The organism is Methylosinus sp. R-45379 (assembly GCF_001644125.1).
GTDB lineage: Bacteria > Pseudomonadota > Alphaproteobacteria > Rhizobiales > Beijerinckiaceae > Methylosinus.
Map to the genome: position 1 here is coordinate 68,825 of NZ_LUUM01000046.1, position 12,717 is coordinate 81,541.

At 65.8% G+C, this 12,717-nt stretch carries 14 protein-coding genes; 11 read left to right on the forward strand and 3 right to left on the reverse strand.

Going from position 1 to position 12,717, the window contains the following annotated elements; translation table 11 throughout:
* Nucleotides 1-35: 35 nt before the first annotated feature.
* The 10 genes from ctaD (at nucleotide 36) to A1351_RS02925 (ending at nucleotide 8,819) form a co-directional block, all read left to right on the forward strand.
* Entirely contained in the window at nucleotides 36-1,703 is a 1,668-nt protein-coding gene (ctaD, locus tag A1351_RS02880; RefSeq protein WP_024878727.1) for a cytochrome c oxidase subunit I, read from the forward strand.
* Between the two features lie 154 nt (nucleotides 1,704-1,857).
* Nucleotides 1,858-2,796: a heme o synthase gene (locus tag A1351_RS02885; RefSeq protein ID WP_024878728.1), complete on the forward strand. Its 939-nt coding sequence runs from the start codon at nucleotides 1,858-1,860 to the stop codon at nucleotides 2,794-2,796.
* Nucleotides 2,797-2,808: 12 nt separating this feature from the next.
* Nucleotides 2,809-2,994, forward strand: a complete 186-nt coding sequence (locus A1351_RS02890) for a hypothetical protein (protein WP_024878729.1) — start codon at nucleotides 2,809-2,811, stop codon at nucleotides 2,992-2,994.
* A 7-nt stretch (nucleotides 2,995-3,001) separates the two neighbouring features.
* Nucleotides 3,002-3,595: a cytochrome c oxidase assembly protein gene (locus tag A1351_RS02895; protein WP_024878730.1), complete on the forward strand. Its 594-nt coding sequence runs from the start codon at nucleotides 3,002-3,004 to the stop codon at nucleotides 3,593-3,595.
* 107 nt (nucleotides 3,596-3,702) lie between these two features.
* The gene (locus tag A1351_RS02900) at nucleotides 3,703-4,566 is read left to right on the forward strand and encodes a cytochrome c oxidase subunit 3 (RefSeq protein WP_024878731.1); all 864 of its coding nucleotides are present in this window, start codon (nucleotides 3,703-3,705) and stop codon (nucleotides 4,564-4,566) included.
* Between the two features lie 105 nt (nucleotides 4,567-4,671).
* The gene (locus A1351_RS02905; RefSeq protein ID WP_024878732.1) at nucleotides 4,672-5,052 is read left to right on the forward strand and encodes a DUF983 domain-containing protein; all 381 of its coding nucleotides are present in this window, start codon (nucleotides 4,672-4,674) and stop codon (nucleotides 5,050-5,052) included.
* Entirely contained in the window at nucleotides 5,042-5,770 is a 729-nt protein-coding gene (locus A1351_RS02910) for an SURF1 family protein (RefSeq protein ID WP_024878733.1), read from the forward strand. Before A1351_RS02905 ends, A1351_RS02910 begins: the two co-directional genes overlap by 11 nt.
* A 95-nt stretch (nucleotides 5,771-5,865) precedes the next feature.
* Entirely contained in the window at nucleotides 5,866-7,278 is a 1,413-nt protein-coding gene (gene thrC, locus A1351_RS02915; RefSeq protein ID WP_064032104.1) for a threonine synthase, read from the forward strand.
* Nucleotides 7,279-7,288: 10 nt separating this feature from the next.
* Nucleotides 7,289-7,888, forward strand: coding sequence for a GNAT family N-acetyltransferase (locus A1351_RS02920; protein ID WP_024878735.1), 600 nt, complete (start codon nucleotides 7,289-7,291; stop codon nucleotides 7,886-7,888).
* A gap of 151 nt (nucleotides 7,889-8,039) precedes the next feature.
* Nucleotides 8,040-8,819, forward strand: coding sequence for a WecB/TagA/CpsF family glycosyltransferase (locus A1351_RS02925; protein WP_024878736.1), 780 nt, complete (start codon nucleotides 8,040-8,042; stop codon nucleotides 8,817-8,819).
* 428 nt (nucleotides 8,820-9,247) lie between these two features.
* Here A1351_RS02925 and hisG read toward each other — a convergent pair whose 3' ends face one another.
* The gene (hisG, locus tag A1351_RS02930) at nucleotides 9,248-10,222 is read right to left on the reverse strand and encodes an ATP phosphoribosyltransferase (RefSeq protein ID WP_024878737.1); all 975 of its coding nucleotides are present in this window, start codon (nucleotides 10,220-10,222) and stop codon (nucleotides 9,248-9,250) included.
* Nucleotides 10,219-11,358, reverse strand: coding sequence for an ATP phosphoribosyltransferase regulatory subunit (locus tag A1351_RS02935; protein WP_024878738.1), 1,140 nt, complete (start codon nucleotides 11,356-11,358; stop codon nucleotides 10,219-10,221). Before A1351_RS02935 ends, hisG begins: the two co-directional genes overlap by 4 nt.
* Before the next feature lie 150 nt (nucleotides 11,359-11,508).
* On the opposite strand from A1351_RS02935, the gene A1351_RS24335 reads away from it, so the two are divergent.
* Nucleotides 11,509-11,985, forward strand: coding sequence for a hypothetical protein (locus A1351_RS24335; protein WP_157096062.1), 477 nt, complete (start codon nucleotides 11,509-11,511; stop codon nucleotides 11,983-11,985).
* Between the two features lie 96 nt (nucleotides 11,986-12,081).
* On the opposite strand, the gene A1351_RS02945 is transcribed toward A1351_RS24335, so the two are convergent.
* Nucleotides 12,082-12,645: a hypothetical protein gene (locus tag A1351_RS02945; protein WP_064032108.1), complete on the reverse strand. Its 564-nt coding sequence runs from the start codon at nucleotides 12,643-12,645 to the stop codon at nucleotides 12,082-12,084.
* Between the last annotated feature and the right edge of the window lie 72 nt (nucleotides 12,646-12,717).

The following is a 12,717-nucleotide window of genomic DNA, read 5'->3' on the forward strand; positions in this document are numbered from 1 at the left end:
GAACAAAAGCCAAGCATTCTTCGAGGATCACGACCATGGACGCCATCTCGACCGAGGCGGGGGCCCACCACGACCATCCCACCGGCCTGCGCCGCTTTCTCTTCTCGACCAACCATAAAGACATCGGCACGCTCTATTTGATCCTTGCCGTCGTCGGCGGCCTCATCGGCTTCCTGATGTCCATGGCCATTCGCGCCGAGCTCGCGCATCCTGGCATCTCGGTGTTCCCGGGCATTTCCGCGCTGCTGCACGGGACCGACCCGACCAATCTCGACGCGGCCAAGAATCTCTACAATGTGTTCATCACCGCCCATGGCGTGCTGATGATCTTCTTCTTCGTCATGCCGGCGCTGATGGGCGGCTTCGCCAATTGGTTCGTGCCGATCATGATCGGCGCGCCGGACATGGCCTTCCCGCGTCTCAACAACATCTCCTTCTGGCTGCTCGCCGTGGCGCTGGTGCTGGTGGTGCTGTCGACCTTCGCGGAGGGCGCTCCGGGCTCGCTCGGCTTCGGCGGCGGCTGGGTGTTCTATCCGCCTCTGTCGTCCAACACGGGCCACCCCGGGCCGGCGATGGATTATGTGATCCTGTCGCTGCATCTGGCCGGCGCCTCGTCGATCCTCGGCTCGATCAACTTCATCACCACCATTTTCAACATGCGCGCGCCGGGCATGACGCTGCACAAGATGCCGCTGTTCGCCTGGGGCATGCTGGTGACGGCCTTCCTGCTGGTGCTGACCCTGCCCGTGCTCGCCGGCGCCATCACCATGCTGCTGACGGACCGCAACTTCGGCACCACCTTCTATGATCCGGCGGGCGGCGGCGATCCGATCCTGTTCCAGCATCTGTTCTGGTTCTTCGGCCATCCGGAAGTCTATGTTCTGATCCTGCCGGCCTTCGGCATCATCAGCCACATCGTCTCCACCTTCTCGCGCAAGCCCGTGTTCGGCTATCTCGGTATGGCCTACGCCATGGTGTCGATCGGCTTCCTCGGCTGCATCGTGTGGGCGCACCACATGTATACGGTCGGCCTGTCGCTCAACGCGCAGCGCTATTTCGTCTTCGCCACAATGGTCATCGCGGTGCCGACCGGCATCAAGATCTTCTCTTGGATCGCGACCATGTGGGGCGGCTCGATCTCCTTCCGCGCGCCCATGTGGTGGGCGATCGGCTTCATCTTCGTGTTCACGCTCGGCGGCGTCACCGGCGTCGTGCTGGCCAACGCTTCCGCCGACCGTCAGCTGCACGAGACCTATTACGTCGTCGCCCACTTCCACTACACCATGTCGCTCGGCGCGGTGTTCGGAGTCTTCGCGGGCTTCTACTACTGGTTCCCGAAGATGACGGGCTACATGTACAACGAGACTCTGTCGAAGGCGCATTTCCTGCTGCTCTTCGTCGGCATCAATCTCGTCTTCTTCCCGCAGCACTTCCTCGGCCTCGCCGGCATGCCGCGCCGCTATATCGACTATCCGGACGCGTTCGCGCTGTGGAACTATTGGTCGTCGGTCGGCGCCGCCATCGCCGCGGTCAGCGTCCTGCTCTTCTTCTACACGGTCGCGGAGGCCTTCCTGCGCAAGCGTGAGGCGGGCAATAATCCCTGGGGCGTGGGCGCGACGACGCTCGAGTGGACGCTGCCCTCGCCGCCGCCCTTCCATCAGTTCGAGACCCTGCCGCGCATCACCGGCTCGGGCCACCACTGAGGCAATTCCTCCGGCCGCGGCGCAAGCTGTCGCGGCCGGAGCGATCCGGCTCTTCTCCCGGGACGAGAGCCCCGCGAGACCTTCGGAACGATCTGTGCAAGACGATCGTCGAAAGATCGAGAACGAGAACGATCGCCAATAAAAGAGTGAGAGCATGAGCGACGCCTCCTTCATCCTCGACGAAGCTTCGGCCCCGCGCGCGCCCGTCGCCGCGCCGGGCGATTATTTCGCTCTGCTGAAGCCGCGCGTGATGTCGCTCGTCGTGTTCACGGCGCTCGCCGGCATTCTGCTGGCGCCGACTGCTCCGCATCCTTTCATCGCCTTCGCCTCGCTGCTGGCCATCGCCGTCGGCGCGGGCGCGTCCGGCGCTCTCAACATGTGGTACGACGCCGATATCGACCGGCTGATGACGCGCACGCGCCGCCGGCCCATTCCCGCTGGCCGTCTCGGCCGCGAGGAGGCGCTCGCCTTCGGCCTCTTCCTCTCCATAATGGCGGTGTTCACGCTCGGCCTGGTCGCCAATTGGCTGGCCGCCGGCCTGCTCGCCTTCACCATCTTCTTCTATGTCGTCGTCTATACGATGTGGCTGAAGCGCTCGACGCCGATGAACATCGTCATCGGCGGCGCGGCCGGCGCGCTGCCGCCCGTCGTCGGCTTCGCCGCTGCGACCGGCGCCGTCGATCTTTCCAGCGTCATTCTCTTCGGCATCATCTTCATGTGGACGCCGCCGCATTTCTGGGCGCTTGCCCTGGTCAAGCGCGAGGAATATGGCGCCGCCGGCATTCCCATGCTGCCCAATGTGCATGGCGAGACGCGCACCCGCCTTGAGATCCTCGTCTATTCCATCGTGCTCGCGCCCATCGGCGTCGCGCCCTATCTGCTCGGCTTCGCCTCGCCGGTTTATGGCGTCGTCTCGCTGCTGCTCGGCGCGGCGCTGTTCGGCTGCGCCATCGAGGTCTATCTGCGCCGCGAGGGCGAGAAGGCGCGCCGCGCGGCGATGCGCCTCTTCTTCTTCTCCATCGTCTATTTGTCCCTATTGTTCATGGTTCTGGTGATCGAGAGGCTTCTCGCCCTCTCGTCCTGGCTCGCTTGAGCGGAGCAACCCATGACGATCGGCCGACCCGAAGACACATCCGAGCCGCGCGAGGGCGTGGTCCTCACGCCGGAACAGGCGAAGAGCCGCCGCGCCCGCAACATAGCGATCGGCGTCGCCGTCGCCCTGTTCGTGGCGCTCTTCTATTTCGTCACCATAGTGAAGCTCGGCGGCAACGTCGTGCCGCGGGCCGGGTGAGGTCGTGATGGGCGCGGATCATAAAGAGAGAGGCCACGCCGGCAGGGGCGCCTTGCTGCTGATCGGCGGTTCCGTGGCCATGCTGATTCTGTCCTTCGCCTCGGTCCCGCTCTATCGCGCCTTCTGCTCGGCCACCGGCTTCGGCGGCACGACGCAGGTCGCCAAGCTCGCGCCGGCCAAGCCCGGCGAGCGCAGCATCGGCGTGCGCTTCGACGCCAATGTCGCGCGCGATCTGCCCTGGCGCTTCGAGCCGGAGACGCCTCGCATCGTGGTGCGCACCGGCGAGACCGCGACAATCTATTACAAGGTCGTCAATCTCTCCGACCAGGAGACGAGCGGCGTCGCTGCATACAATGTCAGCCCGGATCAGGCCGGCGCCTATTTCGACAAGCTGGCCTGTTTCTGCTTCTCGGAGCAGAAGCTCGCGCCGCATGAGAGCGCCGAATGGCCGGTGGTGTTCTTCCTCGATCCGGCGCTCGAAGCCGATGAGACGATGCGCCACGTCGAGGAAATCACGCTCTCCTATTCCTTCTTCGCCTCCAAAAAGCCCAAGGAAGCAAAGCCCAAGGAGGCGGCGAGCGGCGTAAAGCCGAAGACGTGACGTAAAAAGAATGCGACGGGGGGCGTCCGCGGCGGGGCGAACCACTCGAGCGAATGGAGCCCTGTGAACGAGACCGGCCCGGCCGGCGAAATCTCGAGGATACTGATATGTCGGACGGACACGCGAAACCAAATCACGATTATCATCTCGTCGATCCGAGCCCGTGGCCGCTCGTCGGCTCGCTCGCCGCGCTGTTCACCGCGATCGGCGCCATCTATTGGATGAAGGGCCTGCCGCTGCTGGGCGTGAAGATCGGCGGCCCGCTGCTGTTCAGCGTCGGATTCGCCGGCATTCTCTTCACCATGTGGTCCTGGTGGAGCGACATCATCCGCGAGGCCGAACATGAGGGCCATCACACCGCGGTCGTGCAGCTGCATCACCGCTATGGCGTGATCCTCTTCATCCTCTCCGAGGTGATGTTCTTCGTCGCCTGGTTCTGGGCCTTCTTCAACTCGGCGATCTTCCCGGCCGATCCGCAGCAGTTCGCCCGCACCGAGCTGTTCCAGGGCGTGTGGCCGCCGCATGGGATCGAGGTGCTCAATCCCTGGCATCTGCCGCTGCTGAACACGGTGATCCTGCTCACCTCCGGCGCGACGCTCACCTATGCGCATCACGGCCTGCTGCACAACAATCGCGACGCGCTGAAGAAGGGCCTCATCGCCACGATCGCGCTCGGCCTGATCTTCACCTGCGTCCAGGCCTATGAATACGCCCATGCGCCCTTCGCCTTCAAAGGCTCGATCTATGGCGCGAGCTTTTTCATGGCGACCGGCTTTCACGGCTTCCATGTGATCGTCGGCTCCATCTTCCTCATCGTCTGCCTCGCGCGCACGCTCGCCGGCCAGTTCAAGCCGGATCAGCATCTCGGCTTCGAGTTCGCCGCGTGGTATTGGCATTTCGTCGACGTCGTTTGGCTGTTCCTGTTCGCCTCCATCTATGTGTGGGGCAACTGGGGCGGCCATATGGAGTGACCAGGACGAGCCCATCTCGGCTTCCTCGAGAGAAGCGCCGGCGGGGTCGTCGGCGCTTTTTTCGTTTCGTCGATCTCTCGCCCTCGCAAAAGGGATAGGAAAATCATGGCCGCGGACGAACACTCCACCGTCAATCCTTATGTCGCCGGCCTGCTCGGCCGCTGCCCGCGTTGCGGCAAAGGACATTTGTTTCGCGGCTTCCTCACGCTCGCGCCGAGCTGCGAGGTCTGCGGTCTCGATCTCGCCTTCGCCGATTCGGGCGACGGGCCGGCCGTCTTCGTGATGACCATCGCCGGCTTCATCGTCGTCGGCGCGGCGCTCTATGTCGAGGTCGCCTATTCGCCGCCCTATTGGGTGCATGGGCTGATCTTCCTGCCGCTGACGGTCATCGTCTGCGCCGGCCTGCTGCGGCCGGCCAAGAGCCTCTTGATCGCGCTGCAATATTTCAACAAGGCGGAGGAGGGGCAGCGCGCCGATGAGAGCTGAAGCGCGCGCCCTTCTCGGGCCGGCGATCTTTTCGCTCGTCATGGCGGCGCTGCTCGCCGGGCTCGGCGTGTGGCAGCTGCGTCGCCTCGCCTGGAAAGAGGCGCTGATCGAGCGCGTCGAGACGCGCGCGACGGCCGCGCCCGTCGCGCCGCCGCCTCGCGCGCAATGGGATGCTCTCGCGCCGCAGGACTATGATTTCACCCATGTCCGAGCGTCCGGCCATTTCGATCTTTCGCGCGAGGCGTTGATCTTCTCGCCGCCGCCCTCCGGCGCGGGGGTGGAGCCGGGCTATCGGGTGATCGCGCCTCTGCTGCTCGACGAAGGCGGCGCGATCCTGGTCGATCGCGGCTTTCTGCCGCTATCGCAGCGCGGCGACGAGACGCGCAAGCGCGAGCCCTCCGGTCCCGTCACGCTCACCGGCCTGCTGCGCGGCCCGCAGGCGCGCAATCTCTTCACGCCGGCCGATTCGCCGCAGGAGGGGCTGTTCTACACCGGCGACGCGCGCGCGCTCGCCGCATATCTGCAGATCGCCGACGCCTCGCCCTTTCTGCTGGAGCTCGATCCCGCGGCGCCGACGCCCGGCCTGCCGCGCGTCTATGATCACAATATCGAGCTTTCCAATAATCATCTCTCCTACGCCATCACCTGGTTCTCGCTGTCCGCGGCGGTCGCCGGAGGCTTCGCCTTCTACGCGACGGGCCGGCTGAAGCAGCGCTGACGCGGCCGCTCATTCTCGAGCGGCGCCGAATCTCACGACGATTTCGGCGCCTTCGGACTTTGCCGGCGCCGCCTTCGCGGGTTAGAAGAGACGCCGTGCGCTACATTTCCACACGCGGCGAAGCTCCAGAGCTCGCCTTCGAAGACGTTCTCCTCGCCGGCCTCGCCTCCGACGGCGGGCTCTATGCGCCCGTCTCCTATCCGGCGATGGCGCGCGGCGATATCGCTGCTCTCGCCGGCCTTCCCTATCCGGAAGCCAGCGCGCGCATCATCGCGCCTTTCCTCGGCGAGGCTTTCGACGGCGAGGCGCTGCGCACGCTGACGCAGAGCGCCTATTCGAGCTTCCGTCACAGCGCCATCGCGCCGCTGACGCAGATCGCCGATAATCTCTTCGTCCTCGAGCTGTTCCATGGCCCGACGCTGGCGTTCAAGGACGTCGCCATGCAATTGCTCGGGCGCATGATGGACGCCGTCCTCGCCCGCCGCGATCTGCGCGCGACAATCGTCGGCGCCACATCGGGCGACACCGGCGCGGCGGCGATCGAGGCCTTTGCGGGGCTCGATCGGGTCGATGTCTTCATCCTCTATCCGCATGAGCGGGTCTCGGATGTGCAGCGCCGGCAGATGACGACGGTCGAGGCCGCCAACATCCACACCATTGCGCTGCGCGGCTCCTTCGACGATGCGCAATCGATTCTGAAATCGTTGTTCCGCGACGCGCGCTTCCGCGAGAGCGTCGGGCTCGCCGGCGTCAATTCCATCAATTGGGCGCGCGTCGTCGCGCAGACGGCCTATTATTTCACGAGCGCCGTCGCGCTCGGCGCGCCGCATCGCGAGGTGAGCTTCGCGGTGCCTACTGGCAATTTCGGCGATGTGCTGGCGGGCTATGTGGCCAAGCGCATGGGCTTGCCGGTCGGCAAGCTCGTCATCGGCACCAATTCCAACGATATTCTCGCGCGCACGCTGGCGAGCGGGCGCTATGAGCTGCGCGGCGTGACGCCGACGCAATCGCCATCGATGGATATTCAGATCTCGTCCAATTTCGAGCGTCTGCTGTTCGACGTCTATGGTCGCGACGCCGTGCAGATTCGCGGGCTGATGGGCGCGCTGGATCAATCCAAGGGCTTTACCGTCGCTCCCGCGCCGCTCGAAGCGATCCGCGCGGAATTCGAGGCCAGCGCGGCCTATGAGGCCGACACGACGGAAGAGATCGCCCGCACCTATCGCGAGACCGGCTATATTCTCGATCCGCACGCCGCCACCGGCGTTCATGCGGCGAGAAAACGCCTCACGATCGATCCCGCGACGCCGATCGTCTCGCTCGCCACCGCCCATCCGGCGAAATTCCCGGATGCGGTGGAGCGCGCCATCGGCAAGCGCCCGCTGCTGCCCGAGCATCTCGCGCATATTCAGGGCGCGCGCGAGCGTTTCACCGTGCTCGACAATGATTCCGGCAAGGTCGCGGCCTTCATTTCCGAGCGCGCCCGCGCGGCGCGCGCCACGGTCTGAGAGGGTTGCCATGGCGCTCTTCGGCCTCGTTCCCGCCTATCGTGATCTGCCGCTGCGCGGGGAGGGCGTCTATCTGCGCAGCTCGGAGATGCGGGATTTCGTCGCCTGGGCGTCGCTGCGAGAGCGCAGCCGCGCCTTTCTGACGCCCTGGGAGCCGACCTGGCCCTCCGATGATCTCACCCGCGGGAGCTTTCGCTATCGCGTGCGCCGCCACGCCGAGGAGATGGCGCGCGACGAGGCCTATTCCTTCTTCGTCTTCCGCGAGGCGGACGATGTTCTCGTCGGCGGCCTGACGCTCGGCCATGTGCGGCGCGGCGTGTCCCAGGCGGCGACGCTCGGCTATTGGATGGGCGAGCCCTATGCCGGCAAGGGCTATATGTCCCGCGCCGTGCGTGCGGCGCTGGACTACGCCTTCAGCCGCCAGCGCTTGCATCGCGTCGAGGCCGCATGCCTGCCGTCCAATGCCGCCTCCATTCGGCTGCTGGAGCGCAATGGCTTCCATCAGGAGGGCTTCGCGCGGGCCTATCTCAACATCAACGGCCAATGGCGCGACCATCTGCTCTTCGCGCGGCTGGACAGCGATCCCTCGCCGGCCCGCCGGCCGCTTTGAGCGGACAGGACCGAAGCTCCGTCCGTCATCCCGTTTCGAATCCGCACAGAACAGCCCCGATTCTGTCTGGCACGTATCTCTCAGCCTACCCTTCGACATTGCCGACCACGTTTCGAAACGGGACGGCAGGCGAAAAAAGGGTAGCGTATTCATGGCGTTCCAGCGTAAACCGGCGTTCCGGGACATCGAGGAGGTCACTGTTGGCGGCGTTCGCGTCGCTCGGCTCGATCTCGCGGCGACCGCGCGGCTGATGATCGAGGCGGCTCTCCGCCCCGCGCGGGAGAATGGGCCGCTCTATCTCACCTCCGTCAATGGCGAGGTGCTGGCGCGTCGCCGCGCCAGCCGCGAATTCGCCGAGCTCGTCGACGAGGCCGATCTCATCAGCGCCGACGGCCAACCGTTCGTCTTCGCCTCGCGCCTGCTGGGCGCGCGGGCGTTGCCGGAGCGCGTCGCCACCACCGATCTCTATCCGCTCGTCGCCGAAATGGCCGCGCGGGAGGGCGTCACCTTCTACCTCTATGGCGCGACGGAAGAGATCAATCGCGCGACCTATGAGGTCACAATGCGCCGCTTTCCAGGCCTGCGCATCGTCGGCCGCTCGCATGGCTATCTCACCGGCGAGGAGCTGGAGCGCAAGATCGACGAGATCGACGAGCTGGCGCCCGATATCGTCTGGCTGGCGCTGGGCGTGCCGCGCGAGCAGGAATTCGTGCGAAAATGGAGCGATCGCCTTCGAAACGTCAAAGTGATCAAGACATCTGGGGGCCTGTTCGATTTCGTGGCCGGCGCCAAGAAGCGCGCCCCGATGTGGATGCAGAAGGCGGGGCTCGAATGGGCCTTCCGTCTTCGGCTCGAGCCGCGCCGGCTGTTCTTGCGCTATGTGACGACCAATCCGATCGCGTTGCTGCTGCTATTGCGCCACACGCATTGACAGTCCTCGCACATCCGCCGGCGCGTCGAAGCCGGCGGGCGTCCGAAGCCGCAGTGTAACGAGTTCGGCTTTGGGTCCCCGGCGCGTCGCGCCACTCCGCCAGCGCCGGGGACGACGCCGATCATCGGCGAATTCTCAAAATGGGAAAAGCCCGAAATTCAGTCCCCTCATCCTGAGGCGCTTTTTGCGGAACGCAAAAAGCCTCGAAGGATGCTCCAGCGGGCGGCGCTTCGACGACCCTTCGAGACGCCGGCTCCTCATGACAATCCGGATAATCGGTTCGCGTCATTGCGAGGAGCGTAGCGACGAAGCAATCCAGTAGCCACCCCGCAACTCTGGATTGCTTCGCTTCGCTCGCAATGACGCGGGGCGAGTTCTCGATCGTAATGCGAAGCGATCAGCGGGAAAACGTATCAGGCCAAACCCCGTCAAATCCGCCCTTGCAACCGGCTCCACAGCGCGTTTTCCGCGCTGAACACATAATCGAGCCGCGCGCTGGTCACGGTGCGCGCGCCTTTGGCGATCAGCCAATCGGCGAATTGCGGCGCGCCATCCGCCGGGGCGGAGAAGGTGACGAAGCCGCCTTCGCCGCGCTCGCGCAGCTCCACGGAATATTTCTCCGCCGCCTCGGCGAGCAGCGCCTCGTCCAGCGTCAGACGGGCGCGAATTTCGCGCGTCGTGCGCGCTTGCTCCTCGGCCGCTATGCGCGAGAGGATGATGCGGGCCGCCTCCCGCGCCCGCGGCGTCCAGGGCGCGGAAAGCGAGGCGACGAGATTGGCCTGCGAGCGCAGGATCACGCCATCGTCCAAAGTCTTCAGCGCATTGGCGACGAGCGTCGCGCCCGTGGTGGTGATGTCCACGATGAGATCGGCGGAGCCCGCCGCCGGCGCGCCTTCCGTGGCGCCGGAGCTCTCGACGATGCGATAATCGCCGATGGCGTGCTTGGCGAAGAAACGCCGCGTCGTGTGAATATATTTGGTGGCGACGCGCAGCCCGCGGCCATGGCGCGCGCGAAAGCCGGCCGAGACATCGGCGAGATCGGCCATGGTCCGCACGTCGATCCAGGCCTGCGGAACGGCGACAACCACATTGGCCTTGCCGAAGCCGAGCGGCGCCAAAATCTCCACCTTGCTCGCCGCATCGGGAATCGTTTCGCGCACGAGGTCTTCGCCGGTCACGCCGAGATGGACGTCGCCGCTGGCGAGCCGCGAGGTGATCTCGGAGGCGGAGAGAAAGGCCGCCTCGGCGTCCTCCACTCCGGCCAACTGGCCGCGATAGTCGCGCGCCCCGCGCCCCTGTGTCACCTCTATGCCCGCGCGGGCGAAAAAGGCGTTGGCGTTCTCCTGCAGCCGGCCCTTGGAGGGAACGGCGACGATGAGTCTGTCGGTCGTCGTTGCGGTCATGCCGCGCTTCCTTTGCGCGCCGTCAGCCGATCGACCCATATGGCCGCGCCGACAGCGGGGATGTCCTGTTTCGCGCCCAGCGTCTTCAGCAGGCGGTCGTAGCGCCCGCCGCCGATGAGCGCCGGGCCGGCGGGCTCGCGCCGCGCCTCGAAGACGAAGCCCGAGTAATAATCGAGCCTCCGGGCGAAGCTCGCGGAGAAGCGCACGCGATCGAGATCGACGCCGCGCGCCGCGAGAAAGCCGGAGCGCGTGTCGAGCGAGTCGAGCGCCGCGGTCAGATCGAGCGAGACGTCCTTCGCGAGCTTGCGCAGCGCGGCGGAGGCCTCGTCGATCTGCCCCTGCACGGAAAAAAAGGCGTCGACCAGTGCATGCGTCTCGGCGCTCACTCCGGCGCCGCCGGCGAGGGCGGCCTGATCCAGAAAGCGCTCGGCGATCTCCCCGGCGCTGCGGCCGCCGACCGGCGAAATTCCAGCGATGGACAGAAGATCCTCGACGAGCGCGCGCGCCTCCTTGGCGTCCACCTTCTCGAGCGCGGCGAGCACGCCGGCGTGCTCCTTGCCATTGGCGGGCGGGGCGAAAATCTCAGAGAGCGACTCGCCGCGGGCGTGTCCCGTCTCGAGACGCCGGCGCCAGGCGGGCGGCAGGTCGAGCCGATCCAGAAAGGTGGAGACGAGGCCGGCGTCGCCGGTCTCCACATGCAGCGCGCCGCCGTCGGCCGAGGAGGCGGCCTCCAGAGCGGCGGCGAGAATCTCGGCGTCGGCGGCCTCGCGATCGTCGCGGCCGAAGCTCTCGAGCCCGGCCTGCAACAGCTCGCCGCTGCCCGTCTCGCCCTCGGCGGGGAAGCGGAACACAGTGCCGCCATAGGCGAAGGAGGCCGGCGCGCCCGCCGTGGCCGAAGCGAGATAGGCGAGGCAGACGGGGATCGTATATTCCGGCCGCAGGCAGACGTCGTCGCCGGCGGCGTCGCTGGTCAGATAGAGACGGCCGCGGAAATCCTCGCCCGAGCGGTCGAGGAAAACGCCGGCCGGCTGCAATATCTTCGGCTCGCAGCGGGTAAAGCCCGCGCGCTGAAACGACGCCAATATCGCGCCGAGAGCGTCGCCGCTCGAAAAATCGGTTTTCGCCGCCTCGTTCACGCCTTTAGTCCCTCTTTTGCGGTCCTTCCTTAGCAAGGGTGGATGACATTCGCATCCGCTTTCCGGAGGGAGGGTGAATGAAGCGGGCGGCGGTTCAGCCGCCTCGGATCAGGGCTTGTGCAGCCGGAACATGTCTAAGGCCGGATCGGCGTGGCGCGCTCGGTCGAAGGCCCGTTCCGGGGACAGGCCTCGCCTCAGCAGAGAATGAAGCAAATAGTGAACGAAGAGCGCGGCGTCCGAGGCGTCGGGACAGTCCGCTGGCGCGATATAGGCGGCGGCGCCCGCTTCGAGGAAGGCCTTCGCAAAAGCCGCATCGCCGGACAGGCAGGCCGTGCTGACGACGATCGCTCCCGGCATTCGAGCGCGCTTTGCGATGGCGGCCGCCGGCAGCGAGCCGTCGACGAGCGCGCCGACGTCTACGCCATCGCCATAATCGCCGAACACCAAGCCGTTTTCGTCACCGTGTCCGCAGATGACGACGAGTTTCGGATCATGTTCTTTCCGCTCGAGCGTGAGCAGGAAATCTTCCGGCGTCCCGACGAGGTGCAAGAGCACAGCCGCGCCGAGGCTTTCGAGCATCGACCGAATCAGCAGCGCTTCGAAAGCATCGCCCACGGCGATGACTGAGGCCGGCGTTTTCGGAGCAACGTATTTCTCGTCGACGAGCATGTTTGGCCTTCACGCTCGGCCTTCGCAAATGGAGCGAGGCGATAGGGGTCGGCTCTAGAATTTGCACTCTTTCGGAAGCTTGTCCTCCGACCAATCGGCGAGGGAAATGGTCTGCGCCTTTATCTCCACCTTCTTGCCGTTGCGCGTTCCCTTGCCTGCGAGGAAATTGAGGTCGCAGGTCCCGCCGGCGTTGGGGTCGATCGTGTCGCGCGCCGCATAGGTGAAGCCGGCGACGATGAGCGCGCCATTGCGGCGGATCACCGTCAAAGTCTCGCTCCAGCGGTCGCGGCCGATCGAATCATTCTCGGATTTGATCAGCAGCGAGCCCTTGTCGCTCACCGCCAGCGAAGGCCGCTGGCCGGCCATGCCGCCATTCCAGGCGGCGTTCTTCTTGACGAAGGCAGGCTTGGCGCCGGCGCGCAGAGCGTCCTGATCGAGCCCGAGATAGACATAGAGATCGGCGCCAGTGTCGAGATTGTCGACGAGCACGGCGAGATCACGGCCGCCGCCATCGGAGAGATAGATCGGCGTCGCGGAGAGAATGCGCTCGAGCGGCGCGGTCTCGGCGGCGGCGGGGGAGGCGACAAGGGCGGCGAGAAAAGCGAGATGCAATCGCATTGGAAAAAGCTCCTGCGAAACGGATCGCGAGGCGCCCTCATCCGACCCGGCTTTGCCGGGCCACCTTCTCCC

What these genes read in the sequence shown, in the direction of transcription:
- ctaD (WP_024878727.1), top strand. Translation starts at nt 36, where the DNA reads ATGGACGCCATCTCGACCGAGGCGGGGGCCCACCACGACCATCCCACC.
- A1351_RS02885 (WP_024878728.1), top strand. Translation starts at nt 1,858, where the DNA reads ATGAGCGACGCCTCCTTCATCCTCGACGAAGCTTCGGCCCCGCGCGCG.
- A1351_RS02890 (WP_024878729.1), top strand. Translation starts at nt 2,809, where the DNA reads ATGACGATCGGCCGACCCGAAGACACATCCGAGCCGCGCGAGGGCGTG.
- A1351_RS02895 (WP_024878730.1), top strand. Translation starts at nt 3,002, where the DNA reads ATGGGCGCGGATCATAAAGAGAGAGGCCACGCCGGCAGGGGCGCCTTG.
- A1351_RS02900 (WP_024878731.1), top strand. Translation starts at nt 3,703, where the DNA reads ATGTCGGACGGACACGCGAAACCAAATCACGATTATCATCTCGTCGAT.
- A1351_RS02905 (WP_024878732.1), top strand. Translation starts at nt 4,672, where the DNA reads ATGGCCGCGGACGAACACTCCACCGTCAATCCTTATGTCGCCGGCCTG.
- A1351_RS02910 (WP_024878733.1), top strand. Translation starts at nt 5,042, where the DNA reads ATGAGAGCTGAAGCGCGCGCCCTTCTCGGGCCGGCGATCTTTTCGCTC.
- A1351_RS02920 (WP_024878735.1), top strand. Translation starts at nt 7,289, where the DNA reads ATGGCGCTCTTCGGCCTCGTTCCCGCCTATCGTGATCTGCCGCTGCGC.
- A1351_RS02925 (WP_024878736.1), top strand. Translation starts at nt 8,040, where the DNA reads ATGGCGTTCCAGCGTAAACCGGCGTTCCGGGACATCGAGGAGGTCACT.
- hisG (WP_024878737.1), bottom strand. Translation starts at nt 10,222, where the DNA reads ATGACCGCAACGACGACCGACAGACTCATCGTCGCCGTTCCCTCCAAG.
- A1351_RS02945 (WP_064032108.1), bottom strand. Translation starts at nt 12,645, where the DNA reads ATGCGATTGCATCTCGCTTTTCTCGCCGCCCTTGTCGCCTCCCCCGCC.